General features: G+C 53.0%; 26 protein-coding genes and 2 other annotated features. Of the genes, 9 read left to right on the top strand and 17 right to left on the bottom strand.

Going from position 1 to position 24,933, the window contains the following annotated elements:
• Positions 1–7: 7 nt before the first annotated feature.
• Positions 8–541, top strand: coding sequence for a 1,2-dihydroxy-3-keto-5-methylthiopentene dioxygenase (locus KNP81_RS05830; protein WP_021066014.1), 534 nt, complete (start codon positions 8–10; stop codon positions 539–541).
• A gap of 37 nt (positions 542–578) precedes the next feature.
• On the opposite strand, the gene KNP81_RS05825 is transcribed toward KNP81_RS05830, so the two are convergent.
• On the bottom strand, positions 579–1,412 hold the full coding sequence (locus KNP81_RS05825; RefSeq protein WP_214719166.1) for a TerC family protein: 834 nt from the start codon (positions 1,410–1,412) through the stop codon (positions 579–581).
• A 257-nt stretch (positions 1,413–1,669) separates the two neighbouring features.
• Here KNP81_RS05825 and folE2 point away from each other — a divergent pair, with 257 nt between their 5' ends.
• Positions 1,670–2,578, top strand: a complete 909-nt coding sequence (folE2, locus tag KNP81_RS05820; protein ID WP_214719165.1) for a GTP cyclohydrolase FolE2 — start codon at positions 1,670–1,672, stop codon at positions 2,576–2,578.
• 37 nt (positions 2,579–2,615) lie between these two features.
• Here folE2 and KNP81_RS05815 read toward each other — a convergent pair whose 3' ends face one another.
• The 4 genes from KNP81_RS05815 to pta form a co-directional block, all read right to left on the bottom strand.
• Positions 2,616–2,804, bottom strand: a complete 189-nt coding sequence (locus KNP81_RS05815; RefSeq protein ID WP_214719395.1) for a hypothetical protein — start codon at positions 2,802–2,804, stop codon at positions 2,616–2,618.
• Positions 2,780–3,079 (bottom strand): rhodanese-like domain-containing protein, encoded by a 300-nt coding sequence (locus KNP81_RS05810; protein WP_214719164.1) that lies wholly within the window; start codon positions 3,077–3,079, stop codon positions 2,780–2,782. The genes KNP81_RS05815 and KNP81_RS05810 overlap by 25 nt, the downstream gene beginning before the upstream one ends.
• Positions 3,080–3,115: 36 nt before the next feature.
• Entirely contained in the window at positions 3,116–3,823 is a 708-nt protein-coding gene (locus KNP81_RS05805) for a DUF2711 family protein (RefSeq protein WP_214719162.1), read from the bottom strand.
• A 77-nt stretch (positions 3,824–3,900) separates the two neighbouring features.
• A complete protein-coding gene (gene pta, locus KNP81_RS05800) occupies positions 3,901–4,890 on the bottom strand; it encodes a phosphate acetyltransferase (protein WP_214719160.1) in 990 nt (329 codons plus the stop codon).
• Between the two features lie 338 nt (positions 4,891–5,228).
• On the opposite strand from pta, the gene hemQ reads away from it, so the two are divergent.
• Positions 5,229–6,008 (top strand): hydrogen peroxide-dependent heme synthase, encoded by a 780-nt coding sequence (gene hemQ, locus KNP81_RS05795; protein WP_214719158.1) that lies wholly within the window; start codon positions 5,229–5,231, stop codon positions 6,006–6,008.
• 77 nt (positions 6,009–6,085) lie between these two features.
• Complete coding sequence (locus tag KNP81_RS05790; protein ID WP_021066006.1) at positions 6,086–6,232, top strand: hypothetical protein; 147 nt, start codon at positions 6,086–6,088, stop codon at positions 6,230–6,232.
• 15 nt (positions 6,233–6,247) lie between these two features.
• Here the strand turns inward: KNP81_RS05790 and KNP81_RS05785 are convergent, their stop codons facing one another.
• A complete protein-coding gene (locus KNP81_RS05785; protein WP_214719156.1) occupies positions 6,248–7,183 on the bottom strand; it encodes an ATP-grasp domain-containing protein in 936 nt (311 codons plus the stop codon).
• Positions 7,184–7,340: 157 nt separating this feature from the next.
• Between KNP81_RS05785 and KNP81_RS05780 the strand changes: the two genes are divergently transcribed.
• Complete coding sequence (locus tag KNP81_RS05780; RefSeq protein WP_214719154.1) at positions 7,341–8,837, top strand: potassium/proton antiporter; 1,497 nt, start codon at positions 7,341–7,343, stop codon at positions 8,835–8,837.
• Positions 8,838–8,950: 113 nt separating this feature from the next.
• A complete protein-coding gene (locus tag KNP81_RS05775) occupies positions 8,951–9,394 on the top strand; it encodes an Hsp20/alpha crystallin family protein (RefSeq protein ID WP_214719152.1) in 444 nt (147 codons plus the stop codon).
• A 26-nt stretch (positions 9,395–9,420) separates the two neighbouring features.
• On the opposite strand, the gene trpA is transcribed toward KNP81_RS05775, so the two are convergent.
• The 5 genes from trpA to trpD are packed head-to-tail and all read right to left on the bottom strand — an operon-like array spanning position 9,421 to position 13,655.
• The gene (gene trpA, locus KNP81_RS05770) at positions 9,421–10,197 is read right to left on the bottom strand and encodes a tryptophan synthase subunit alpha (protein WP_214719150.1); all 777 of its coding nucleotides are present in this window, start codon (positions 10,195–10,197) and stop codon (positions 9,421–9,423) included.
• Positions 10,197–11,378, bottom strand: a complete 1,182-nt coding sequence (gene trpB / locus KNP81_RS05765; RefSeq protein ID WP_214719149.1) for a tryptophan synthase subunit beta — start codon at positions 11,376–11,378, stop codon at positions 10,197–10,199. The genes trpA and trpB overlap by 1 nt, the downstream gene beginning before the upstream one ends.
• Positions 11,360–11,932 (bottom strand): phosphoribosylanthranilate isomerase, encoded by a 573-nt coding sequence (locus KNP81_RS05760; RefSeq protein ID WP_214719147.1) that lies wholly within the window; start codon positions 11,930–11,932, stop codon positions 11,360–11,362. The genes trpB and KNP81_RS05760 overlap by 19 nt, the downstream gene beginning before the upstream one ends.
• Positions 11,908–12,669, bottom strand: a complete 762-nt coding sequence (gene trpC, locus KNP81_RS05755; RefSeq protein WP_214719145.1) for an indole-3-glycerol phosphate synthase TrpC — start codon at positions 12,667–12,669, stop codon at positions 11,908–11,910. Before trpC ends, KNP81_RS05760 begins: the two co-directional genes overlap by 25 nt.
• On the bottom strand, positions 12,666–13,655 hold the full coding sequence (gene trpD, locus KNP81_RS05750) for an anthranilate phosphoribosyltransferase (protein WP_214719143.1): 990 nt from the start codon (positions 13,653–13,655) through the stop codon (positions 12,666–12,668). Before trpD ends, trpC begins: the two co-directional genes overlap by 4 nt.
• Before the next feature lie 57 nt (positions 13,656–13,712).
• Positions 13,713–13,937, bottom strand: a binding site (T-box leader).
• Positions 13,938–13,987: 50 nt separating this feature from the next.
• Positions 13,988–14,217: a binding site (T-box leader), on the bottom strand.
• Positions 14,218–14,412: 195 nt separating this feature from the next.
• Here trpD and KNP81_RS05745 point away from each other — a divergent pair.
• Entirely contained in the window at positions 14,413–15,774 is a 1,362-nt protein-coding gene (locus KNP81_RS05745; protein WP_082665751.1) for an amino acid permease, read from the top strand.
• Between the two features lie 95 nt (positions 15,775–15,869).
• On the opposite strand, the gene KNP81_RS05740 is transcribed toward KNP81_RS05745, so the two are convergent.
• The 3 genes from KNP81_RS05740 to KNP81_RS05730 form a co-directional block, all read right to left on the bottom strand.
• The gene (locus KNP81_RS05740; protein WP_214719140.1) at positions 15,870–17,405 is read right to left on the bottom strand and encodes a murein hydrolase activator EnvC family protein; all 1,536 of its coding nucleotides are present in this window, start codon (positions 17,403–17,405) and stop codon (positions 15,870–15,872) included.
• Positions 17,406–17,863: 458 nt separating this feature from the next.
• Positions 17,864–18,229: a DUF423 domain-containing protein gene (locus KNP81_RS05735; protein ID WP_214719138.1), complete on the bottom strand. Its 366-nt coding sequence runs from the start codon at positions 18,227–18,229 to the stop codon at positions 17,864–17,866.
• Between the two features lie 13 nt (positions 18,230–18,242).
• Positions 18,243–18,848, bottom strand: a complete 606-nt coding sequence (locus tag KNP81_RS05730) for a trimeric intracellular cation channel family protein (RefSeq protein ID WP_214719136.1) — start codon at positions 18,846–18,848, stop codon at positions 18,243–18,245.
• 93 nt (positions 18,849–18,941) lie between these two features.
• On the opposite strand from KNP81_RS05730, the gene KNP81_RS05725 reads away from it, so the two are divergent.
• Positions 18,942–20,579, top strand: coding sequence for an ABC1 kinase family protein (locus KNP81_RS05725; RefSeq protein WP_021065993.1), 1,638 nt, complete (start codon positions 18,942–18,944; stop codon positions 20,577–20,579).
• On the opposite strand, the gene KNP81_RS05720 is transcribed toward KNP81_RS05725, so the two are convergent.
• Together KNP81_RS05720 and KNP81_RS05715 are read right to left on the bottom strand one after the other, a co-directional pair.
• Positions 20,518–22,110 carry a GNAT family N-acetyltransferase gene (locus tag KNP81_RS05720; protein ID WP_214719134.1) on the bottom strand — a complete coding sequence of 531 codons (1,593 nt, stop codon included), beginning with the start codon at positions 22,108–22,110 and terminating at the stop codon, positions 20,518–20,520. The two genes, KNP81_RS05725 and KNP81_RS05720, sit on opposite strands and share 62 nt — an antisense overlap.
• Positions 22,103–22,618 (bottom strand): glycerol-3-phosphate acyltransferase, encoded by a 516-nt coding sequence (locus KNP81_RS05715; RefSeq protein WP_214719132.1) that lies wholly within the window; start codon positions 22,616–22,618, stop codon positions 22,103–22,105. The genes KNP81_RS05720 and KNP81_RS05715 overlap by 8 nt, the downstream gene beginning before the upstream one ends.
• Positions 22,619–22,704: 86 nt before the next feature.
• On the opposite strand from KNP81_RS05715, the gene KNP81_RS05710 reads away from it, so the two are divergent.
• Positions 22,705–24,117, top strand: a complete 1,413-nt coding sequence (locus KNP81_RS05710) for an NAD-dependent succinate-semialdehyde dehydrogenase (RefSeq protein WP_214719130.1) — start codon at positions 22,705–22,707, stop codon at positions 24,115–24,117.
• Positions 24,118–24,155: 38 nt separating this feature from the next.
• Here the strand turns inward: KNP81_RS05710 and KNP81_RS05705 are convergent, their stop codons facing one another.
• Positions 24,156–24,788 (bottom strand): HAD family hydrolase, encoded by a 633-nt coding sequence (locus KNP81_RS05705; RefSeq protein ID WP_021065989.1) that lies wholly within the window; start codon positions 24,786–24,788, stop codon positions 24,156–24,158.
• Between the last annotated feature and the right edge of the window lie 145 nt (positions 24,789–24,933).

Here is a 24,933-nt window from a genome sequence, read left to right as displayed (position 1 = left end):
ACCAACCATGGCAACTGTCTATTTCCAACAAACCGAAGAGCGTTACGTCGATCAAACTGAAGTGAGCGCCTTTTTAGAGTCTCGCGGGATTTTATATGAGCAGTGGGACATCACAAAGCTCCCGGAAAACCTGCAAGAGAACTATCAGTTGACGGACGAGGACAAACAAGCGATCTTGTCGACGTTCCGTGACGAGATTCGTGATGTATCGGAGCGCCGCGGCTATGAGACGGCAGACGTCATCTCATTGTCAGACGCGACGCCGAACTTGGACGAATTGCTCGTCAACTTCCAAAAGGAGCACCATCATACGGATGACGAGGTCCGCTTCATCGTCAGCGGCCATGGCATCTTCGCCATCGATGACGCCGAGCGTGGCTACTTCAACATCGAGCTCAACCCCGGCGACCTCATCTCGGTGCCGGTGAACACGCGCCACTACTTCACGCTCCAAGACGACCGCAAAGTCGTCGCCGTCCGCATCTTCGTGACGACAGAGGGCTGGGTGCCGATTTACGAGAAACAAGACGTGACCGCATGAAAAATGGTCTCTCGCTCAAAGGCGAGAGACCATTTTTTTAATGTTTGGCAGCGGCTGTCGGTTTTGAAGAGAACCAACCCCATACCGCGATACCGACCATGACCGACCAGAAGAACACGGTCCACGCCGTCGAGTGGACGAAGCCGTCCGGAAGACCCATGAACGCGAACGGTGTACCGGCAATCAATTCCTTGAAGCCAGGGTGTTCAAGGACGAGCACCGTCAACTTCACACCGACCCAGCCGACGATGATGAAGGCGGCTGTCTCAAGTGTCGGACGTTGATGCAACAGCTTGACGAAAATTCGAGCAGCGAAACGCATCAAGATGACCCCGATGAGTCCACCTGTCAAGACGACGAAGAACTGACCAGAGTCGATCCCACCGATTTCACCGAGACCGAGCGGCGGCAAGCTGACCGCGAGCGCGACCGCTGCGAGAATCGAATCGACCGCGAAGGCGATATCAGCAAACTCGACTTTCGCAACCGTCAACCAGAACTCTTTCTTCGTGACCGGCTTCTCTGTGACAGCCGTCTCTTCTTTCGCCTCAGCGGCGAGATCTTGTTTCGGCTCCACCTTACGTGCCTTATAGGTCATATACAGATGTCGTGCACTCATTCCAATCAGGTAAAGCGCACCGAGCGCCTGGACTTGCCAGACGTTGATTAAGAATGAAATCAAGAACAATGCGATGAAGCGGAAAACGAACGCTCCAAGCAAGCCATAGAATAGTGCCTTCTTCTGTTCTGTCCGCGGCAAGTGCTTGACCATGACCGCCAAGACGAGTGCGTTGTCTGCAGAAAGTAGCCCTTCTAGACCGACGAGTACGACGATGATCCAGGCGTACTGCAGAATTAACTGCCAATCCATTAAAAACATCCCCTTTTTTTGTTGTGTTCCTTCATATTTAACAGTGATCTATTTTTTAAGTTCACAGGAACATTTTATTCCCGATTCATATCGAAATCAATCTTCTTTTCTTCAATTGCTGAAGTTTTTTTATTCACGAGCACGTTCAAAGCATGTTCAGAGAGCAAAATGGTACCCGGTTGATGTACATTTCGTGATAAAATCCTAACAAGAACGAGTGGCAGTCATTTGCCCTCTCAAAAAAGGAGAATCCGATTATGTCTACAAGCCATGTCGCTTTACCTACTAAAGCAGAACGACATAAATTATTCGGTTCGGTCCCGCCCATCAAAGGCACGAAGCCGACTGAAAAAGAACAAATGGTCGATCTACAAAATACACCTAAAAACTTCTTGTTCGCGCTCGACAGCGTCGGCATCTCAAACGTCAAACACCCTGTCAACATTGAGACGCCAGACGGCATCCAAGCGACGGTCGCCACGTTCGAGTTGACGACTTCGCTCGTCCAAGACCGTAAAGGCATCAACATGTCACGTCTCACTGAACAGCTCGACGCGTACCACACAGAAGGTTGGACGTTATCGAACCGCTCGCTCATCGAGTTCGCACAAGAACTCGCCGAGCGTATGGAACAGACGGAAGGCCAATTGACGGTCCGTTACCCATGGTTCTTCAGCCGGAAAGCACCAGCCACAGGTCTCAGCGGTCTCATGAACGCGGACGTCATGCACAACGTGACGTACAACCTCGAGACAGGCATGGCTAGCGTGACAGTCGGTCTCGTCATCAACGTGACGACACTTTGCCCATGCTCGAAAGAAATCAGCGAGTACAGCGCCCACAACCAACGTGGTTACATTACAATCGAAGCCGGTCTCGACGAAGCATCACTTGACGGCTTTGACTGGCGTCTCGCACTTCTTGAGGCAGCCGAGTCGAACGCATCGGCTCCGCTTCATCCTGTCCTCAAACGTCCGGATGAAAAACGTGCGACGGAAATCGCGTATGAAAACCCACGTTTCGTGGAAGATATGGTCCGCTTGATCGCAGCTGATTTGTACGAAATGAAACAAGTCGTCAATTTCTTCGTTGAATGTCGCAACGAAGAGTCGATTCACCAACACGATGCGATCGCTTCAATCACTTTCGATAAGCGCGACAACTAAAAAACGAGTGAAGCCTTTACGGGCCTCACTCGTTTTTCTATAGACTTTGGACGAGCCGAATCGTCAACAACATGACGATGACGATGAGCCAGACGGCCCAGACGAGCCGCCATTTATCGCTATCGACTCGTTTGACGAACGTATAGACGGTCAAATAGAGCGCGATCAACAGCGGAATGACGACCCATGGATTGTCGAGCATCACGCCTCGATGTCGCCGTCCCATGCGAGCATGCCACCTTCGACGTTGACGACCTTATAGCCTTCCGACTCCAAATAGTCACCCGCCGTCTGACTGCGCCCGCCTGAACGGCAAATAATGTAATAGACGTTGTCTTTTGCGAGCTTGTCCGCCACCTCTGGGAATTCAGACAGCGGATAGAGCGGCACGTGCGGGATGTGGCCCGCATCGTACTCGTCTTGTTCGCGCACGTCGATAATATGGAGCGATTCGCCGTTCTCGAGCTTTTCGCGTAATTCAGTTGCATGGATGCTTTGCATGCTAGTTCCCCCTTAAAAGTGTTGTCCCCTACTAGTTTACCTCAGTTTTCGTTCAGAGAAACTCCAATTGATCGTCGTTTCATCATCACAATAGAACCCTTCGAGTTCGCATCGCTCGACAACCTGCTCGATCCAAGCACGACGGCCACAAAACATGGTGAAGTGGCTATCCCAAGGCGGTACGATGAGCCACTCATGGTTGTAACTAAAAAACGTCCGATGTTGCATCCCCCACGTGTCGGCAACTAACGTCTCACGAAGATGGATGAGATGCCGCTCCATACAGAATTCATCTCCGCTCCAGATCCATCCTTCTCCCATCTCTAGAAGTACCCGTAACACTCGATTCTCTAGAAAATCCGATAGCTCACCTTCGCTTGGCGGAAGTATATTCTCGCGCTCGCAGTATTCAATGAGTCGACTCGCACCGTCTTGGTCTTCGGCGTGCGGTTTCAGCGCCCCAATCATCGTCCGGAGCGCATGATCGATACGGCTCACATCATGGAAACCAAGCTTTTGCCGCATTTCTTCCCATGTAATAGCCCGAAATTGCAATTCTACTTCGTTTTTGTCCATCTCGAGATAGCGGTCAGTTGCGGTCGCGTCGTCGATTGGGATGAGAAATGGATGAAACACGATAAAGACCGCTTCGAACACGCCTTCATAATACGTTTTAATCGGATTATCATCCCCGCCGCCGAACATGGCGTAACGATGTCCTTCCGGTAACGTAATTGCCCCCACACAACCTCCTCCTTTCCCAATAGTTTACAATGTGACCACAAAAAAAGCATCCTCCGCTCAGGAAGGATGCTCGCGACTTATGCTTCGTTGCGCTCGTCGATGGCTTGTGCCGCTGTGATGAGCGTCAATTTGTAGACGTCCTCTTCGTTACAGCCGCGCGACAAGTCGTTGACCGGTTTATTGAGACCTTGAAGGATCGGTCCGATCGCTTCGAATCCACCGAAACGTTGAACCATCTTGTAGCCGATGTTTCCGGCTTCTAGGCTTGGGAAGACGAACACGTTCGCATTTCCGGCTACTTCAGAGCCTGGTGCTTTCTTCGCCGCTACGCTCGGAACGAACGCCGCATCGAATTGAAGTTCGCCGTCGATCGGAAGGTTCGGTGCCTTCTCTTTGGCGAGACGTGTCGCTTCGATGACTTTTTCTGTCTCTGGCGACTTCGCTGAGCCTTTTGTCGAGAAGCTGAGAAGCGCGACTTGCGGCTCGATGCCGAACGTCTTCGCTGTCAACGCTGACAAGTAGGCGTTCTCGGCGAGGTCAGCCGCATCCGGTGCGATGTTGATCGCGCAGTCCGAGAAGACGTACTGCTCGTCGTCGCGTACCATGATGAAGACGCCTGACGTCTTTTTGATGCCTGTTTGCATCTTGATGATTTGAAGGGCCGGACGAACCGTGTCGGCCGTCGCATGCATCGCGCCTGAGACGAGACCTTCTGCTTTTCCTGTGTGGACGAGCATCGTTCCGAAGTAGTTCACATCTGACGTCAACAACTCACGTGCTTGTTCCGGTGTCGCTTTGCCTTTGCGGCGCTCGACGAACGACTCGACGAGTGTGTCGATGTCTTCGTATGTCGCTGGGTCATACTGCGTCAAGTTTGAGATATCAAAGCCGTGTTTTGCTGCGACCGCATCGATTTCAGCTTTTGGTCCGACAACGATTGGTTCGACCATACCGTCCTGTTTCAAACGAACGGCTGCGCCGAGGACGCGCTCATCGATCCCTTCCGCTAAGACGATGGTCGGGCGAATCGGGCTGACTTTTTGTTTCAACGTGTCAAATAGTTTCATAGTGAATGAACTCCTTTTCGATTAGAAGAAATCGGATTTTTTCTCTCTCGGACGCTCTCGTCCATATGCGAGTTTTATTATACACAGTACGTTTTTTAAAATAAACTATTCTGCCCACTTCGTCATAAATCGCTTGAAATCAATCATTATATGAATAGAACAGTTTACCATTTCCGACTGATACAGCCCATCGTGAAGCCGTTTTCACTAAGCACACACGTTATGTTTATACCCGGTGTTGACATGTGACTATCCTCACGACGGCGTCAAATTTGCCAGGCGGTCAATCGTGTATGGTAAAATAGTCAGCGAAGCCTAGTCTCGAAAGGAGTTTTTTTATGTCAGAACGTCCAGCACCAACACCGACAACCGAAACGCAACACGCAGCCGCCACGTTAGACGGTTGGTATACGCTCCATGATTTCCGATCAATCGATTGGACTCGCTTGAAGGCGGTCGATCCAACTACCCGTCAAGAGATGATTGACGAATTCGTCGCTTTCCTCGGCTCACTCGAAGATGTCGAGACGCGCGGCGAAGGAAGTCATGCTTTCTATTCCATCCTTGGCCAGAAAGCGGACGTCGTCTTGATGGTCCTTCGTCCGACGTTCAAAGAGCTCGAGCAAGTCGAGCTCGCTCTTCGGAAGACGAGATTGTACGATTATATGATTCCAAGTTATTCGTATGTGTCGGTGATCGAACTCGGCATGTACCGTGGTTCGGGCGACGGTGACCCGTACGAGAACCCACACATCCGGGCCCGCCTCTATCCGACACTCCCGAAAGCGGCCCACATTTGCTTCTATCCGATGAGCAAGGCTCGTCGCGATGGGGACAACTGGTATACGCTATCGATGGATGAGCGCAAAGACCTCATGTATCGCCACAGCATGATCGGCCGCAACTATGCCGGCAAGATTCAACAATTCATCGGCGGCTCGACCGGTTTCGACGGTTGGGAATGGGGCGTCACGCTCTTCGCGGAGGACTCGCTCCAATTCAAAAAGATCGTCTATGAGATGCGCTTCGATGAAGTCAGCGCCAAATACGGCGAGTTCGGCGACTTTTATGTCGGAAACATTCTTCCAAAAGAAGAACTTGGCACATTCCTCGGTTAATCGAGGTTTATGCGCATCTCGCCTCGGGAATGATTGTGTTAGAAGCAACAATACAATGATCAATGAGGTGAACAACGATGCGCGTGTTCAAGGAATCAGATCGAGACACGGCGAAACGTTTAGATTCGTTCATCGAACGAATGGCACCGACGGCAGAACTAGTCCAACTTCGATTTGAACAGCAATTACAACATACACAGCGAAAGGGTCAGGCAAAAGCCTGACCCTTTCTTCTGTCTTTATTTCGTCGTGACCGCCAAGGCGTCCCCAAGGAACGTCGCGAGCTCGAGCATACCGTACTGCCCTGCTTTCACTTCGGCGTCTGAGTTATAGTTCGTGTTCGTGTTGACGTCATACGCGTATACGTTCCCGTCCGCATCTTCGATGATTTCAATCCCGGCGACCGCAATCTCATTGTTTCGAAGGAACGTTTCCAACTGTTTGATAATCGGGTCATGGAAACCTTCGACGATTTCAAACTTCGCCGGTGGCGTCTCGCCGACCGGGCAAAACTGGTCTTCAATCGAGCAGGCATCGGCCGGGCAGAGCTCGAAGCCGTCTGACGTGTCGACACGCACCGCGTAAACGAATGTACCGCCGATGAACTCACAGCGTGTGATGTACGGTTTCGGCGCCTCGATATATTGTTGGATGAGCGTAATCCCGTCAATCGATTCCTCGAACGTCGGACCCTCGACGTAAGCCTTCAACGCATCAATCGAATGGAACAGTTGGACACCGAGTCCTTTGCCGGCGCGGTTATGTTTGGTGATGAACGGTGTCATACCGAGCTTCTCGGCCGCCTCGATGATTTGCGTCTTCCCGACGGCTGCCACCGTCTTCGGTACACAAATCCCTTCTCGTTGAAGCGCCGTATACTGATTGACTTTGCTCACTTCGAGCCGAATCGCCCGTGTCCCGTTGAAGACCGTTCGTCCGTTCGCTTCGAGCCAAGCAAGCACCCCTTCCGTCAATTCCGGCGCGTAGCGGTGACCGCGTGTATGCGACGACGCGCTCATCCGGTTATAAAACACACCTTCCGGCGGCTCTGCCATGAGATCAATCGTCCCTTGATCAAGATGCCACAGCTCATACGGCAGTGATAATTCCTCGAGTCGCTTCACGAGGTGATCGGTCCATTCGTTGTTTTCATGAAGCACGTGAATTTTAGCCATGTGAATCCCCCTTTTTGATGCCCCTACTGTACCACATTCATATCCGATTATTCCAATGTGCATAATTTATGATGCTTTATTTCTTAATTCATAACGGTTTCATGGTATAATGAACTTAATAATATAGCGAAAAGTAATTAATTTCTAAAAGGAAGTGATGTGTTTGAATGGTTCGATTTTAAGTACAGATGTCTTAATTTTGTTGTTCGGGTTACTCCTCGTCGCCGGTGTGTTGGCCACACGCGTATCGACGCGGTTCGGTTTGCCTGCCTTGATTTTGTTCATGGGTATCGGCATGCTCATGGGCAGCGATGTGACTGGTCTCATCTTCTTTGATAACTCCAATCTTGCTCAAATGATTGGGGTCGCGGCCCTCGTCGTCATCTTATTCGAAGGTGGCTTACAGACGAAATGGTCGTCCATCCGGAGCGTACTCGCCCCGTCTGCTTCACTCGCCACAATCGGCGTCTTATTGACGACCGCTCTCGTCGCCGTGGCCGTTCGTTTCGTATTCGGCTTCGATTGGGTAGAATCTTTCCTATTTGGTGCCATTATTGGCTCCACTGATGCGGCCGCTGTCTTCGCGGCCTTCAAAGGAAAGAACATCTCACCGAAAGTTGGCTCGACACTCGAAGCCGAGTCCGGCACGAATGACCCGATGGCGATGTTCTTAACGATTCTCGCCCTTGACTTTATGTTAAAACCCGACACGACGATTTGGGACGGTGTTTGGATGTTCATCCTACAAATCATCGTCGGTGCGTTCGTCGGTTATTTCCTCGGAAACTTGTCCCGACTCATGTTGAACCACTTGCGACTCGAGTCGAGCGGTCTGCATGCCGTCCTCATGATCTCAATGGCCTTTATGACATACGGTGTCGCCGCCTATTTTGCCGGCAGCGGACTACTTGCCGTCTATCTCGCCGCGATAATTGTCGGGAATGCGCACACAGCCCACGAAGTAACCATCGTTCAATTCTCAGAGGCACTCGCTTGGATTATGCAAATCATCATGTTCGTCATCCTTGGACTGCTCGTCTTTCCAAGACAGTTGCTCGACCCGGAGCTCATCTGGAAAGGATTGTTGATTTCATTCATCCTCATGTTCATCGCCCGTCCGATCGCCGTCTATTTATCAACGATCAACATGCAGTTCACCAATAAAGAGAAACTGTTTATCTCGTGGGCCGGACTGAAAGGCGCCGTGCCGATTGTCCTCGCTACGTTCCCACTCATCGCAGGCATCGACAACGCCCAATTGATTTTCAACGCCGTCTTCTTCGTCGTCGTGACGAGTGCCTTGATTCAAGGAACGACATTAACACCGCTCGCGGCGAAACTCGATTTGCTCGGACCGGATAAAATTCGATCGCCCTATACGATCGCACTCGTCTCGAGCAAGCAATCGCAACATCAGCTCGTCCCTTACGTGGCGACCGAAGAATCATCAATGATTGGCAAAACGCTCGCCGATATCACCTTGCCACCGAACACGGTCGTGAATGCAATCGTCCGTCAAGACTATCTCATCCCGCCGACGGGCCAGACGAAAATCGAGCCAGGCGACTTGTTATACGTCCTCGCCTCGACGTATCGTCACGACCAACTCGACCGCAAGTTCGGGGAAGACGGGTTAGAACGCGTCGAATTGTGACCCTCTTTTCTTCATCGAACTGTCACGTCAATTACGTTTATCCTTAGCTAAAAACGGAGAGAGTAAAAGTGACAACACTTCTACTCTGTCCGTTTTTTGAAGGGGGAATTTGTATGTTCGATTTGACGCCATTCCGGAAGAACGAGCTCGATCGATTGCGCAAAGATTTGTTCGGCGACGTCTTTGATCGGATGAATCAACTGTTCGATCCGAAAGACGGCGCGACGTCGTTCCTCGACTCGTTCAAACTCGACGTCCGGGACCAGGACGGCCAATACGTCATCGAGGCCGAGATGCCAGGCATCAAAAAAGATAACATTCACATCCGCTACGACAAAGACTATCTTATCCTCTCGGTCGACCAACGTGAAGAGAAAGCAGAAGACAAAGACTACGTCTATCGGGAACGCCGCGTCACATCGATGCAACGTTCACTCTATCTACCGAACGTGAAAGAAGATGCCATCAAAGCGAAACTGTCAGACGGCGTGCTCCACTTGACCGTACCGAAAGCCGATGACGGCTCGAGCACCCGCACCATCGAAATCGAAGAATAAATAAGGGTCGTGCCTCGGCACGACCCTTATTTTTTTGCGTTGACCGTCCGCGCCGATGCAATCAACGTGGCCACGTCCTGTTCACGTCCCGCATGGAGCGCCTCGACGATGAAACTACCGACGACGACCCCGTCACAGGCTGACCCGAGCGTCCGGACCTGATCAGTGCGATGGACACCAAAACCGGCGAGCACCGGTACGGGCGAACGTGCCGTCAACGAACGCAAGTGCTCGAGTAACTCATCAGGGAATACGTCTGTCTTCCCGGTCGTCCCTTTGAGCGTCACCGCATAGACGAATCCTTCCGCCTGATCCAGAATCGTGTCGATGCGGGTCTGACTGCTCGTCAACGTGACGAGCGGTACGACCGCGACTCCGTGACGATCGATGCCAGCGAACAAATCGAGGCTCTCTTCAAACGGCAAATCGGGAATGATGACGCCGCTGACCCCAGACGCTGCCGCCCGCTCGAAGAAACGCTCGACCCCGAATCGGAACACCGGATTCAAGTACGTCATCAAGACGATTGGCACCGAAAAACGACCCGTTCCTTCTATTAAACGGTTCAACACGTCCGTCAACGTCACACCTTGTTCGAGGGCGCGCATTCCAGCAGCCTCGATGATGGGACCGTCTGCCACCGGATCCGAGAATGGAATCCCGAGTTCGATGGCCGTCGCTCCCATCGCTTCTAGCCGTTCAATCGTCGGAATCAAGTGATCGAGTCCGCCGTCCCCGGCCATGATGTACGGGACGAACGCCGTCCCTTCACTCCGCTGTCGAATCGCTTCATCTAATCTCATCATTGAGTCACCCTTTCTCGAATCGTATGAACATCCTTATCCCCGCGACCAGATAGACAGATGACGAGCACGTCGTCCTCGTCCATCGTTTGGGCGAGCGTTTCCGCATATGCGAGCGCATGCGATGACTCAAGTGCCGGAATAATCCCTTCTTGGCGGCTGAGCGACATGCAGGCTGCGAGTGCGTCCTCGTCCGTGACCGCCGCGTAGCGGACCCGTTCGATATCTTTCAAGAAGCTGTGTTCTGGTCCGACACCCGGATAATCGAGTCCGGCCGAAATCGAGTGGGCTTCCTGGATTTGCCCGGCTGCGTTCTGGAGCACATACATGAGCGACCCGTGAAGCACCCCGACCTCGCCCTTAGTGAGCGTTGCCGCATGCTTGTCCGTGTCGACACCGCTCCCTGCTGCCTCGACACCGTATAAGGCGACTGTTTCGTCATTCAAGAACGGATAGAACATGCCCATCGCATTGCTACCGCCGCCGACGCAGGCGACAACCGCGTCAGGGAGACGCCCTGTCTTCTCAAGCACTTGACGACGTGTCTCTGTCCCGATGACGCTTTGGAAATCGCGGACCATCGTCGGGAACGGGTGCGGTCCGAGCACCGACCCCATCACGTAATGTGTGTCATCGACATGTTTGACCCAGTAACGGAGCGCCTCGTTGACGGCATCTTTTAACGTTCGACTCCCCGACTTAACGGGAACGACTTTCGCACCGAGTAACTCCATTCGAAATACGTTCAACTCTTGACGTTCGACGTCGACCTCACCCATGAAAATCGTACATTCGAGATTGAGCAGCGCACATACCGTCGCCGTAGCGACTCCGTGCTGTCCGGCGCCTGTTTCGGCGACGACCTTTTGTTTGCCCATTCGTTTGGCGAGGAGCGCCTGGCCGATTGTGTTGTTGATTTTATGGGCACCGGTATGGTTCAAATCTTCTCGTTTTAAATAGACATTCGTCCCGAGGCGGCGGCTCATGTTCTCCGCATAATAGAGTGGCGTTTCTCGACCGACGTATTCGCTGAGGAGATCATTGAAGCGTTCCTGGAATTCAGGGTCTTGTTTCGCTTCCTCGTAAGCCACTTCGAGCTCTTCGACTGCTTGCATGAGCGTCTCAGGGATATATTTTCCGCCATATGGTCCAAACTTTCCGTTCACTGGTTGTGTATACATGATGCTTCCTCCTTGGCGCGTCGGATGAACGCGCGAATCTTATCGTGATCTTTCTGTCCGTTCGTCTCCACACCGCTCGAGACATCGACACCGTCCGGTCGCATGGCGCGAATCGCCGCACCGACATTGTCGACGTTCAATCCACCGGCGAGCCAAAACGTCTGCTGCGGCCGTTCGAGCTTCGCCCAATCGAGCGTCTGCCCACTACCCGGTGTCGGTGCGTCGAGTAAAATGACGTCGGCCTCTGACTGGTGATCCGCTTCGACAATCGGGAGACCGAACTGACGGAACGTTTCAAGCGGCCGTGTCCGACGGTGCAATTGGATATCGGTCAACCCGCAAGCGACGGCAGCTTCGACCTCTTTGGCTGTTGGATCGAGAAACACGCCGACGACTCGGACATCTTCCGGTATGAACCCCCGAAGCCGCTGCGCCGTCGCGATGTCGATTTGGCGCGGGCTATCCGCAAAGACGAACCCAATGGCGTCCGCTCCGGCCTCGACAGCGACAGTCACGCTAGCCTCAGTTTTCAGTCCACATATTTTAACGAACATGATGTCAACTCCTCGATTAAGGGTGTCGGGTCGTCCTGTCGCATGAGCGCTTCTCCGACGAGAATCGCTCGGGCCCCGGCCGTCTGTAACCGACGGGCCGCATCGCCTGTGCTGACGCCGCTCTCGCTGACGAACGCGACATCTGGATACTTCGTCATCAAGTCGACCGACGTGTCGAGCGAGACCTCGAACGTCTTCAAGTTTCGATTGTTGATGCCAATCAACACATCGCCCAGTTCGAGCGCCGTCTGAAGCTCGGCCTCATCATGCACTTCGACGAGCACGTCGAGGCCGATGGACCGCGCATACTGTTTTAACGTATGGAGCCGGCTCGGATGGAGCGCCGCGACAATCAGCAGTGCCGCACTCGCTCCAGCTGCCTTCGCCCGGTCGAGCTGTCGTTCATCGATGATAAAGTCTTTGCAGAGGACTGGGATCTCGACAGCGGCCGCGACATCACGCAAGTCGTTGAACGAACCGTTGAAGTAGGTCGTATCCGTCAAAACGGAAATCATTGTCGCCCCTGCCTGTTCATACGTGCGGGCCCGGCTCACGACGTCCACTTCTTCGCGAATCACGCCTTTTGACGGGGAGGACCGCTTAATTTCGGCGATGACATGAAAGCCGTCCTTCATTAAAAGCGGTAATGAGATGGCGAGCGTCCGCGTCACCTCGATGTCTTCCATTTGATTGACCTCTTCGATTTTCGTTCCGATGATTTTCGTCAAGTAGCTCATGCGCCAACCTCCGTTCGTTGTAGTTGTTTGAGCACGCGGATGGCGTGCCCTTCATCAATGCTTGCCGTTGCCACCGCGACGCCTTCGCGAAGCGTCTGGACCGTCCCATATGTGCAGAGGGCGAGCGCGGCGTTCAATAAGACGACGTCTCGCGCTGGTCCCTGCTCTCCGCTCAAGACGGCCAGGAGCGTCGCCGCATTCTCAGCTGGTGTCCCGCCTTGCAAGGCCGACAGCGGAGCGCGCATCAATCCGACGTCGAGCGGGTCGACGGTGTAGCGGGCCACTTTGTCGCCGTTGAAGAACAAGACGTCGTTTCTTCCGGCGAGACTCGCTTCATCCAGCCCGCCTGCCCCATGGACGACCATGCCGCGCTCGACGCCGAGGTGGCGCATCGCCGTCGCCATCTTCTCGATGAGCGATGGATGGTACACGCCGATCAATTGCCGCTTCGGCTTGAGCGGGTTCGTCAACGGGCCGATTTGATTAAAGATAGTCGCCGTTGCAAGTCGTTTCCGGACCGGCATGACATGTTTCATGACCGGATGGATGTGTTGGGCGAACAAGAAACTTAAGTTCGTCCGCTCGAGGTCGGCGAGCATCGCCTCATGACTTTGGACGATGGGGATATTTAATGACTCGAGGACGTCGGCACTGCCTGACCGGCTCGACACGCTGCGATTCCCATGTTTGGCGACTGGGATGTTTAGCCCCGCTAAGACGAACGCGACCGTCGAGCTGATGTTGAACGTGTTCGCCCCGTCCCCGCCCGTGCCACAGACGTCGAGCACAGGAAGCGCCGTCTCGGGGAACGTTGCCGCCTCACGAATATAGTCAGCGAGTCCGGCCATCTCCTCAGCCGTCTCACCGCGCGCTTTCATGGCGAGTAACACCTCGGCGATTTGCGCTTCATCGGCTTGGAACAGCTCGGCCGCCGCCAGTTTCATTTCGTTCGTCGTCAATGGGTTCGTCAATAGTCGTGTTAACATGTCCGTTCCTCCTCAAGCATTTTGTGTATAAAAAAAACTCCATACGACGTCTGTCGTATGGAGGACGGTTTGGACCGCGGTGCCACCTCTCGTTGGATCGATTGATCCCACTTTCCGATGCTATCACATCGTATCCCGATAACGGAGGAAACCGTCATGACCTACTTGGTTCAGCCATGCTCTCATGAGCCCATTCACGTGACGGCCTCGGCCGGGATCCCACCACCCCCAGCTCTCTGAACGAGACTTGTTCACGCTACTCTTCTCAATCACTGATTTATGATGTGTTGAAACGAAAAAGGGTTACCCGCCCGACTCATAGCTTGCGCTATGAGAAGGACGAGTAACCCCGTGGTGCCACCTTCGTTGGTTCCGTAGAACCCACTTCACGGACAAACATCCGCTTTCCCATGGTAACGGTGGGTGACCCGCTAAAGCCTACTAGAAGTTTCGGTTTAGAGCTCGGAAGTCCATTCGCGACGTCCCGCATACTGATTCGCACCAACCATCAGCTCTCTGTCATGCGGGGACCGTCGTTACTTCTCTTCGTCGACGCCTTTATTCGTTTCAATTAAGTTAACTCGTACTATACAGGGCGGATTACCTCCTGTCAAACAAAAGCGTGTAAAAAAACTTTGCTTCTATAGGTGCGGCCGAATCGATGCCGTCTTTTACGATTTCGCGAGTTGACACTTGTTTTTTTTGTCTGCTATAGTCGTCCCCAACAACACTTCACTCAACTAAAGGAGAATTAACTTTGGAAACTAGCAAATTAAAACGTGAACTGTCCACGCGGCAGTTGACGATGATTTCGCTCGGTAGCGCCATCGGGACGGGGCTCTTCCTCGGAAGCGGTCTCGCCATCCAAACGGCAGGACCGAGCGTGCTCGTCAGTTACGCCATCGGGGCGTTCATCGTACTGTTACTGATGGGTTGTCTCGCTGAGATGACCGTCGCTCATCCGACCTCTGGCTCATTCGGCACAATCGCCGAGCGCTATGTCCATCCGCTCGCCGGCTTTTTGGTCCGCTACTCGTACTGGGTCGCCAACGTCCTCGCCATCGGCGTCGAAGTGAGCGCGATCGCCATCTATATGCGGTACTGGTTCCCTGATGTGAACGGATTTGTCTGGGTCGCCGTGTTCGGCGGATTGCTCATCTACGTCAACGCCCGGCACGTCCATACGTTTGGGACAACTGAATACTGGTTGTCGTTCATCAAAGTGACGGCCATCATTCTGTTTATCGTCCTCGGTGCCGCCACGCTGTTCGGTCAACCCGGTTCACCAATCGAATCGATCACGACCGGCGATGAAGGTTTCTTCGCCTTCGGGTTTTACGGGATGTGGGTGACGATTTTCATCTCACTCTTCAGTTTCCTCGGGACCGAGCTCGTCGCCGTCACGGCCGGCGAAGCGAAAGACCCGGACCGCGCCGTACCGAAAGCGTTGCGCGCGACTGTGTTCCGTCTGACGTTCTTTTATCTCATCACGATTGGCATCATGCTCATGCTCATCCCGTGGCAACAGGCCGGCATCGATCAAAGTCCGTTCGTTCTCGTCATGCAACAATTCGACGTGCCTGGCGCAGCCGGCATTTTGAACTTTGTCATCTTGATCGCCGCCTTGTCGGCGATGAATGCACAGCTCTACGCTTCAACGCGAATGATGTATTCCCTCGCCGAGGCCGGTGATGCTCCGCGCATCTTTAAAAAAGTCAGCGCTAGCGGGATTCCAATGCCCGCCTTGCTCGTCTCAACAGGCGGGATCATTCTCGCAGCACTACTTCAAGTGTTCATGGAAACATCGTATCCATTCTTGATGGGCATCTCGATGTTCGGAGCCATCTTCACATGGTTCATGGTATTCGTCTCCCACTTGTTCTTCCGTAAGAAATGGACAGGGCGCAAATTACCGGTCCGCATGATCGGTTACCCGTTCTTGCCGTTACTCGGTGCCGGACTGTTGCTCAGCCTAATGATCACAACATGGTTCACCGACTTCAATATCCTGCTCAAGTTCGGGATTCCATGGTTGGTCGGATTGACCGTCATCTATCTCGTCCGTGAGCGGTTCCGCAAAGCAAAGGATCAATCAGACGACATCGAGCAAGCCAACTGAAACAAGCGCCTGTCCGCAAAGGATAGGCGCTTGTTTTTGGTTTTGCTGGGACACAAAACGAGGACCTATCACGATTGACGGGTCCTCGTTGAACATCAGAAGAACTGACGTGGGTTGACTGTGCTTCCCGCGCTCGTTCCTGAATATGAATAGCTGCCTTGGTGAATCTCGAAGTGAAGGTGCGGGCCTGAAGAGTTACCCGTGTTACCGAGTCCACCGATGTTCGAACCTTGTGTCACACGTTGACCGGCACTCACTGAGACCGAGTTCAAGTGCGCATAGACCGTCGTCCAGACTTGACCGTTGATGACGTGGGCGATCATGACGTGATTCCCGTATGCGCCACCCCAGCCTGCACGGATGACCGTTCCCGTTGCCGAGGCACGGATTGGTGTCCCGACAGGTCCAGCGATATCGACGCCGTTATGGAACGTGTAGCCGAATTGACCGCTTGCCGGTCCCCAGCCTTGTGAGAAACGTCCTGTTGTCGGTTGAATGAACATTGCGCCTGAAGGTGCCGGTGCCGAAGTTGTGGGTGCCGTCGGTGCTGGTTTAGGCGCCGGTGCTGGTGCTGGTTTTGGTGCTGGCGCAGCCGGTTTTGGTGCTGGTGTGCTATTTTGTGCCGTCTGGTTTGAAGTTGAAGACGACTGGGTATTATTGTTATTGTTCTGCTGTTTTTGAGCTGCTGCTCGTTCTGCCTCGGCTTTAGCCGTTGCCGCTCTTGCTTCTTCTGCTTGACGGGCCGCTGCAGCTGCTTGCGCCGCTTCTGCTTGACGAGCTTCTTCAGCTTTACGGGCCGCTTCTTGACGAGCTGCCTCTTCAGCACGACGACGCGCTTCTTCTTCCTCACGACGTTGCGCTTCAATCTCAGCCGCAATCGCTTCTTCTTGCGCGATTAGCGTTGCTTCGATTTCTTGTAGGTCGAAGATTTGCGATTCGAATTCGATATTTTTGTCCTTGAGCTCTTTGATGCGAGCTTCACGCTGTTTCATCGTCTTCTCGAGTTGAGCTTGACGCACTTCTAGCGCTTTTTGTTGCTTCAAGAGCGACGTACGCTCTTCTTTAAGTGACGCTTGCGCTTCTTTTAACGATTGACGCGTCGCTTCGTAATCTTCAAACAATTCTTGGTCGCTTCGTTGAATCGTTCCGGCCGTGATCATCCGTGTGATCAAGTCCGAGAAGTTTTTCGAACCGAAGATGAACTCCGCCCAGTTGATTGAGCCGCCGCCATTCGTTTGCATCGTGGCCATGCGCTCTTTCATCATCGCTTCTTGAGCCTTCATTTTCTTCTCATAGCTTTTAATATCTTTCTCGAGATCTTCAATTTTCAACTCGGTGCGCTTGATTTCTTGGCGTTTCGTTGCGACATCGTTGATGATGTCTTGAAGTTGAGCATCCATCTTGTTGACTTCAGCTTGAACTTTCGAGATTTCGTTTTTATTTTGATTAATTTTCGAAGATGTATTCGATTGGTTCTGTTTGACGTTATTCCGTTGCTCTTGCACTTTCTTCTGCTGTTCTTGTTTCTCCTTGATTGACGTCGAGGCATCAGCCACCGAGTGCGTCCCAAGAAGAAGCGCGCTAAGCGTGAGTGTCGAGACGGTGCGTTTCCAATTGATCAATGGGGACATCCTTTCTATTGACGGGGTCGGGGTTCACATACTATTTAAAGGTCAGTCGTTTTTCTATGTAACAAAAACGATTAATTTTTTAGTTTCAACACGACTAATTATATCGAAGTGTCGAATGTTTTCCTGTTAAAGTTATATTTCACTTTTATTACGAAGAAGGGGTGGGAAACCTTATACGGCTCCCCACCCCTTTATGTTTCAACATTTTTTCACTTTTCTTTTTTCGAAACATAGTTGTAATAATAGATGAAAATAGGAAGTCATTGACCTTATATTGAAAAAGTATAATCCAGCTATTTTTCTAAGTCTAACCATTTCCAAAAAACGTAAAAAGGGCCTATTTAGTCTACCGCTCTAGGCGAGAAGGCTAAACAGGCCAATTGTTCGTTGGTGTGGAGACAAGGGGTCTCACACTCCAAATAATACATGAGGACTATTAATCAGGCGTTAACGTTTGATTACAGTTTGAGCGCCCCGAGGATGACGAACACCCAGGCTGCGATAAATAAAACGCCACCAATCGGTGTAACCGCTCCGAGCTTCGTGATTCCGGTCAGCGCCATTACGTAAAGGCTACCTGAGAAGAAGATGATTCCGGCGAACATGAGCCAACCTGCCGTGCTAAACTGGCTGATGCTCACTTTCATCAAGATGCTGGCCAAAGCGATAATCCCGATGGCATGAATCATATGGTAGAGCACGCCTGTCTGCCAGTTCGCGAGCATGTTCGGTGTCAGACGTTCTTTCAAGGCGTGGGCCCCGAACGCGCCGAACGCGACGCCGAGTGCCATCAAAGCAGCGCCGATGATGAGCAATACTTTCATACTAATTTCCCCCTTATCGCACTTTGCGTGCAGGTAAATTCCACTTTCGATAGTAGGATATCACTCGAAGCGTCGCCACGACAATTAATAACGCATACACCGCAAGCCCACCTTCAAGCCTGAAATAATACGTGACGACCGCGATGATGATGGCCCAAATTGCATATACTTCCGATTGTAAGACGATCGGCTTACGGCCGGCCAATAAATCACGGACGACACCCCCACCGACACCTGTCAAGACGGCAGCCGCAATCGCTGCCGATAATGGTAAATCGAGCTTGATGGCGACTTGTGCGCCTTGAAATGCGAAGGCGACGAGCCCGATGGCATCGACGATGACGCCCCAGCGTTCCCAATGGGGCAAGACGACGCTCGGTAGCAGGAAGATGAGCAACGCGACAAGAAAACAAAGGATGAAGAGATCATTTTGTTGCCAAATCAAGCTGACGGGGTTGCCGAGCAAGACGTTTCGAATTGCTCCGCCGCCGAAGGCTGTCGTAAAGGCGAGCAACCACACCCCAAAAATATCATATTTTTCGTCCATCGCGATGATGGCGCCGCTCGCCGCGAACGCGATCGTCCCGACGACGTTGAGTAATTCCCACTCCATAAACATCCCTTGCCCTTTCTTGAAAGCATTCTGTGGTAAAGTTAAGATACAAAAAATCAGACCAGTCGAGCGACTGCTTGTAAAGGATGTCGGTACTTTATGAAACGAATCGCCTTGTTCCGCATATGGATTATCGTCACAATGTTCGCCCGATTCATCATTAAAATTTACGCCTTCTCACGCAAACAGCAGCAAGGTCTCGCGTCGACCGAAGAATACGAGACACTCATGTTGAATCTCGCCCGCGAGTATAAGCGAAATGCGCTCCGACTCGAGGGGCTACTAATAAAGCTTGGCCAATTCTTATCAATTCGAGCCGACTTGTTGCCCCCGTCCGTTTTAAACGAATTGTCGGAGCTCGTCGATCGCGTTCCCACTTCAGGCTGGGACAAATCCCGCGCCATCTTGGAAGCAGAATGGGGCGTCCCTTACACACAAGTCGTAAAAGACGTCGGCATCGATGCCGTCGCCTCCGCTTCGATTGGGGAAGTATACGGCGCGACCCTGCTTGAGACCGGGAAGCGTGTCGCTCTGAAAATCCAGCGTCCGGACATCGAAAAAATCATTCGGACCGACTTTAAAGCGATGCGAATCGTCACGACGATGCTCAAGCGGACCTCGCTGGCAAAATCGACCGACTTAGATAGCTTATATCGCCAAATGATTTTTGTCATCGGGGATGAATTAAATTTCCAAACTGAATTAAAAAATGCCCTATATTTCAAAGCGAAGTACGCCGAAAATCCGGACGTCTACATACCGGACTATTATGATCATCTCTGTTCAAACCGAGTGTTGACGATGGATTGGGTCGATGCGCGTCGCATCACCGATCTCGCGTTCTTGAAAGAGAATAACATCGATCGCTCCGCCCTGGCCGAACGCTTATTCACGATGGCGGCCGAGCAGCTGTTGTTCGGCGGGAAATTTCACGCCGATCCACACCCGGGTAACGTGCAAATCCGGGCCGATGGCACAATCATCCTGCTCGATTTCGGAATGGTCGGCTCGACGACACCACAAGATATGGCGACCATCCGTAAAATCCTGCAGGCGTTCATCTCGCTCGATTATGACGGGGTCGTCGACGGCCTCGAAGACTTGCGCTTCTTGTTGCCGACGGCGAACAAGCACAACATCCGCCAGGCGCTCGAGAAAGCGGTCACGTTCTATTTAGAGACCGATATCGATACGGTCGACACGAAATTGATTGAAAAAGTGTTGCAGGACATCCAGTTGCTCGTCAAGAACGAGCCGATTCAATTGCCAGCCGAGTTCGCGTTCTTCGGTCGAGCCGCCTCGACCTTGCTCGGGATTTTACAAATCCTTGATTCGAAAATCGATTTGTTTACGCTCGGTAAACCGATTGTCATTCAATGGCTCGAGGCAGACGGCACGACAATTCAAAACCGTTACGTCATGACGGCACTCAATTACGGTAAAAAGTTGCTGAACGTCCCGCCGCTCCTCGATAACTATTTAAAAGAACCGACCCGGAAGCGCCTGTCCGAACAAGCGATGTTCCAACGTGAGCTTGAGTCGAAAGAACTGCTCCATCGTCAAACATTCAACGCCGGCTTGATTATCCTCGGCCTTGTCGTCGGGCTTTTCGGCTATCTCCGACCGGATGAGTGGCTGTTCTGGTCAGGTGGCGTCGTCTCGGTCATCGCTTATTTCAACTCAAGACGCCTCGGTCGAAAGATTCGTCATTTGGCCCGCCAAGATTTCCGCGTCTGAACCCGTCACTCTCTGGAGTGGCGGTTTTTTTCTGGAGCCACGTCCCGATATAGGCGGCGACTTGCTGCAAATCCCGTTCAGTCGTCCATCCCATCGTGGAGACTTGGAGACAGTTCGCACGCCGTAAATAGGCGCTCTCATATTGCACTTGATAGCCCTGGAACATCAACTGGCGCCCCAGTTCAAGCGAGGAAAGATGTTCCGGTAACGTAAGCGAAAAAATACCCGGTGCTTGGTCGTCTCCGAGTTCAACCGGTATACCGCGGCGCACCAGTTCATGCACGAACACATCGAGTTTTGATTGATGCGTCCCAATCTCCGCGTCTGTCAGTTCGTCCAACGCGATATCCATCGCTTGAATGAGCGGAACCGATTGCGTGAAGGCGATTGGGTCATAGCTAGCCAAGTCTAAATACCGTGGAATCATTGGGTTCGGGACGGCTCGATCTCGCATGGCGATAAACGCCAACCCTGGTGCATTCCGTAACGCTTTCCCCGAGACAAACGTCACCAGATGCGCGAACGAATAGTCGGTCACTTTCGTCCCGACCGCACTGATGGCATCAATCGCAATCTTCGTGGGATACATTTGTGCGTACTGACGCAACTGGTCTAAATTAACCAGCTTGCCTGTAGACGTCTCACAATGGACCGTCCAAATCCAATTTGGTGCATGCTGTCCGATTCGCTTTAAATCGAGACGACACCCAGCCGAAAGCGGGATGACATCAAATTCAAGACCAGCCCGGTTGGCATGGTCAATCAACCGCCGTCCGAACTCCCCTGTGTCGATGATTACGCCACGTCCGCTTAACTGTGCGGCGACGGCATCGTTCGCAATCGTCCCGCTGCCGAGTAATGTGTAGACATGAGGCAACTTGACGAGATGGCTCAGCCTCGACTGGACCGAATGGAGCAAACGGCTGGCCTCGGCCGACCGATGTGATACCGGCTGAGCGGCAAGCGCGGCGCGCACTTGATTCGACAGTTCGACGGGCCCGGCGAGGAGTAGCTTTGGTCGCAACGTTGGAGCGGTCTCTGACTGCATGAACCCAGAGCGCGTCAACTGCATCGGCACGTATAACGCCTCCGCCGTCCCGACCGGTTCTGCGAACGGGATAAACCCGAACCGTCGATATAGCTTCTGTTCGCGTACCGTCCCGCTGATGACGATTCCTTCTACGCCCCGGTCTGTCGCTTCCATAAGCATCGCTCGCATAAGTCCGGCAAACGTCCTCGTGTTCCGGTAGGCGGGCGTCACAGCCAATAGTCGGACTTCAATCCATTCTCCCGGCGGCAGCGTCACGCCTTTTTGTTCGAGCGAGAACGGATGCTTGTCCCGGATGGCACACATGGCGACGAGCTGTCCGTCCGCCAACCCAATCCAATATGTATTTGTGTCATGAAAACGGTCGACGAGAAGTCGTTCCGCGTTTGGATGGTGCTGCGGGATTTCTTCGACGAACGTCTCATAGTTCAGTCGGTGAATCGCCGCGGCATCCTCCGGCGTCGCTCTTCGGAATTCAAGCACGTTGTTTCCCCCTTATGTGGTGATACACGATGAGTAGCATCGTCAAACTGGCCAATCCGACATCTGTTGCGTCCCCCCACGCCGCGAGCGGCAGGAGCACGAGCATGACGAGCCCCGTCTCGCGCGAGTTACGCGTCAGTTTGATCAAAAGTAGCAACAGCAGCAGTCCCCCGATAAACCATAGCGGGCTGTACGCTAATATAATTCCAGAAAACACGGCATACCCCTTCCCCCCGGAGCGAATATGCCAAATCGGATAAATGTGGCCAAGCGTCAAGGCGAGCCCAGTCTCAAAAAAGTATGGACCGCTGATCGACAACACGAGTACCGTCTTCAAGACGTCGAATCCGTAAACGAACAAGAAGGCTTGCTTCCCGCCCGTGCGTAACGCATTGCGGGCACCGGTGTTCCCCGAACCGGTCGTAGCGAGATGCTGTCCACTCCACATGCCATACAAGCGCCCGCCCAGGATACTGCCGACAACATAACCTACGATGATGATCCACATGGCGACCCCTCCTCTTTGTAAAATTGTGTATGATTTTTGAAAACGGGTACTTTTACAATGTGACCTAGACGAAAGGGGAAATCAAGATGCGAGTGGAGAACAATTTCATCAATGGAGAATGGATTGATACATCGGACACGATTGAGGTGCGGAACCCCGCCACCGGAAACATCATGGCCACGGTGACAAAGAGTGACACGGCCGAAGCGAAACAGGCTGTCGATGCCGCGCACGACGCCTTGAAGGACTGGCAAGAGAAAACGGCCGAAGAACGTGGCGCCCTCCTGCTTGAATGGAACCGCCTGATTGAAGAACATACGGAAGCCATCGCTCGAACGATGGTCGAAGAGCAAGGCAAGCCTTTGCAAGAAGCCATCGGCGAAGTCCGCTATGCGAACGGCTTCATCGAATGGTACGCCGCCGAAGGACGACGGGTGTACGGCGAGACGATCCCCGCCTCGTCGAACAAGAAGCGCATCTTCGCCATCAAGCAACCGGTCGGCGTCGTCGCCGCCATCACGCCTTGGAATTTCCCGGCGGCGATGATCACCCGAAAGCTCGCACCGGCTCTGGCCGCAGGCTGCACCGTCGTCCTGAAACCGGCATCGGCGACGCCGCTGACGGCCATTGAACTCGTCAAGCTGGCCGATAAAGCCGGTTTCCCACCCGGTGTCATCAACCTCGTCACCGGGAAAGCGTCTGACATCGTGAATGCGTGGCAACACGATCCCCGTGTCCGCAAGCTGACGTTCACCGGTTCGACCGAGGTCGGCAAGACGCTCATGCGCGGCGCCGCCGATACAATGAAGAAAATCTCGCTCGAGCTCGGTGGTCACGCCCCGCTCATCGTAACGGCGCAGGCAGACCTCGACAAGGCCGTCCCGCAAGCCGTCGCCACGAAATTCCGTAATGGCGGACAGACGTGCGTCTGCGCCAATCGGATTTATGTCGAGCAGTCCATTGTCGATGTGTTCTCTGAAAAGTTCATTGAGGCCGTCGCGGCGCTCGAAGTCGGGAACGGACTCGATGAAGGGACAGACATCGGCCCGCTCATCGACGAGGCTGCGGTCGATAAAGTCATGAAGCACTTGGAAGACGCCCAAATCCGGGGCGGGGAAATCACGGGTGGCGAACAGCTCGACGGATTGTTCGTCCGACCGGCCGTCGTCCGCTATGCGAATGAGGATATGCTATGTATGAACGAGGAGACGTTTGGCCCCGTCGCCCCAATCGCGTCGTTCGATACGCTCGAGGAAGTGATTGAGCGGGCGAACGCGACCCCGTTCGGTCTCGCCGCCTACGTGTTCACACAAGACATCAACGAGGCCCTCTATTTGGCCGAAGCGCTCGAATACGGCATCGTCGGAGTCAATGACGGTCTCCCGTCGACACCGCAAGCACCGTTCGGCGGGTGGAAGCAGAGCGGTCTCGGACGTGAAGGTGGTCACCATGGCATCGAAGAATTTTTGGAAATCAAATATATCTCGCTTGGCCTTTAAAGAAATTCCGGTTGAACGCGATGTTCAACCGGAATTTTTTATGATTCGATATACGTAATCAAGTCGTTCGGCGTCGCAATCACATGATCTGCGAGAGCCCATTCATCCTCGTTTCCAAACCCAAAGCCAGTCAAGACGACCGGGAAGTCATGGGCCCGAGCCGCTTCGACATCCGATTTCCGGTCCCCGACCATCACATAGTCGTTCTCGCCGTGACGGAGGCGATGCGCCGTCAAAATGTCGGCTTTTTTCTCACCACTTACGGATTCGAGGCATTCTGGCGCCGTCATGAACTGGCGAATGTTTTGCGAGTCAAGAATCAGGTTCAAATAATGGACGCCGCAGTTGCTCGCGGTCGTCAACGTATGCCCTTTTTTATGAAGCGCCTCGAGCATCTCATAGATGCCGTCGAACAAGACGAGCTGTCCTTCCATCGCCCGCTCGAGCGTCTCATGCCGCAACTTGCGGATTTGGCGAATCTCTTCAATCGTCGCTTCCGGGATGACATGTTCCCAAAATGCGTTGCCGGCCAACCCGTAACCGGAACGGACCGCATCCTCACTCGGTTTCGGTAAATGCGGAAGTTGCTCCAACGCCTCGTGAATCGCTTGCGTCATCGGTCCGGTCGTGTCGACGAGCGTCCCATCGATATCAAATAAAATGACTGCCATTGTCTGGTCCCCTCTCTCTTTCCTATGTTCCTACCGTAGCAGATTCCCCTGAAAATCGAAAGCGGAAACGTCACTAGGCATAAAGTCTGGTGCTTACAAGTGGTCCCATCTTTTTTTACAGATTCTAAAAAAAAGGGAAATGGAA

Source organism: Exiguobacterium sp. s149, assembly GCF_018618395.1.
GTDB lineage: Bacteria > Bacillota > Bacilli > Exiguobacteriales > Exiguobacteriaceae > Exiguobacterium > Exiguobacterium chiriqhucha.
Note: the sequence above shows the minus strand (reverse complement) of the source record. Positions and strands in the feature narration are given on the sequence as shown.

What these genes read in the sequence shown, in the direction of transcription:
- KNP81_RS05830 (WP_021066014.1), top strand. Translation starts at nt 8, where the DNA reads ATGGCAACTGTCTATTTCCAACAAACCGAAGAGCGTTACGTCGATCAA.
- KNP81_RS05825 (WP_214719166.1), bottom strand. Translation starts at nt 1,412, where the DNA reads ATGGATTGGCAGTTAATTCTGCAGTACGCCTGGATCATCGTCGTACTC.
- folE2 (WP_214719165.1), top strand. Translation starts at nt 1,670, where the DNA reads ATGTCTACAAGCCATGTCGCTTTACCTACTAAAGCAGAACGACATAAA.
- KNP81_RS05815 (WP_214719395.1), bottom strand. Translation starts at nt 2,804, where the DNA reads ATGGGACGGCGACATCGAGGCGTGATGCTCGACAATCCATGGGTCGTC.
- KNP81_RS05810 (WP_214719164.1), bottom strand. Translation starts at nt 3,079, where the DNA reads ATGCAAAGCATCCATGCAACTGAATTACGCGAAAAGCTCGAGAACGGC.
- pta (WP_214719160.1), bottom strand. Translation starts at nt 4,890, where the DNA reads ATGAAACTATTTGACACGTTGAAACAAAAAGTCAGCCCGATTCGCCCG.
- hemQ (WP_214719158.1), top strand. Translation starts at nt 5,229, where the DNA reads ATGTCAGAACGTCCAGCACCAACACCGACAACCGAAACGCAACACGCA.
- KNP81_RS05790 (WP_021066006.1), top strand. Translation starts at nt 6,086, where the DNA reads ATGCGCGTGTTCAAGGAATCAGATCGAGACACGGCGAAACGTTTAGAT.
- KNP81_RS05785 (WP_214719156.1), bottom strand. Translation starts at nt 7,183, where the DNA reads ATGGCTAAAATTCACGTGCTTCATGAAAACAACGAATGGACCGATCAC.
- KNP81_RS05780 (WP_214719154.1), top strand. Translation starts at nt 7,341, where the DNA reads ATGTGTTTGAATGGTTCGATTTTAAGTACAGATGTCTTAATTTTGTTG.
- KNP81_RS05775 (WP_214719152.1), top strand. Translation starts at nt 8,951, where the DNA reads ATGTTCGATTTGACGCCATTCCGGAAGAACGAGCTCGATCGATTGCGC.
- trpA (WP_214719150.1), bottom strand. Translation starts at nt 10,197, where the DNA reads ATGAGATTAGATGAAGCGATTCGACAGCGGAGTGAAGGGACGGCGTTC.
- trpB (WP_214719149.1), bottom strand. Translation starts at nt 11,378, where the DNA reads ATGTATACACAACCAGTGAACGGAAAGTTTGGACCATATGGCGGAAAA.
- KNP81_RS05760 (WP_214719147.1), bottom strand. Translation starts at nt 11,932, where the DNA reads ATGTTCGTTAAAATATGTGGACTGAAAACTGAGGCTAGCGTGACTGTC.
- trpC (WP_214719145.1), bottom strand. Translation starts at nt 12,669, where the DNA reads ATGAGCTACTTGACGAAAATCATCGGAACGAAAATCGAAGAGGTCAAT.
- trpD (WP_214719143.1), bottom strand. Translation starts at nt 13,655, where the DNA reads ATGTTAACACGACTATTGACGAACCCATTGACGACGAACGAAATGAAA.
- KNP81_RS05740 (WP_214719140.1), bottom strand. Translation starts at nt 17,405, where the DNA reads ATGTCCCCATTGATCAATTGGAAACGCACCGTCTCGACACTCACGCTT.
- KNP81_RS05735 (WP_214719138.1), bottom strand. Translation starts at nt 18,229, where the DNA reads ATGAAAGTATTGCTCATCATCGGCGCTGCTTTGATGGCACTCGGCGTC.
- KNP81_RS05730 (WP_214719136.1), bottom strand. Translation starts at nt 18,848, where the DNA reads ATGTTTATGGAGTGGGAATTACTCAACGTCGTCGGGACGATCGCGTTC.
- KNP81_RS05725 (WP_021065993.1), top strand. Translation starts at nt 18,942, where the DNA reads ATGAAACGAATCGCCTTGTTCCGCATATGGATTATCGTCACAATGTTC.
- KNP81_RS05715 (WP_214719132.1), bottom strand. Translation starts at nt 22,618, where the DNA reads ATGTGGATCATCATCGTAGGTTATGTTGTCGGCAGTATCCTGGGCGGG.
- KNP81_RS05710 (WP_214719130.1), top strand. Translation starts at nt 22,705, where the DNA reads ATGCGAGTGGAGAACAATTTCATCAATGGAGAATGGATTGATACATCG.
- KNP81_RS05705 (WP_021065989.1), bottom strand. Translation starts at nt 24,788, where the DNA reads ATGGCAGTCATTTTATTTGATATCGATGGGACGCTCGTCGACACGACC.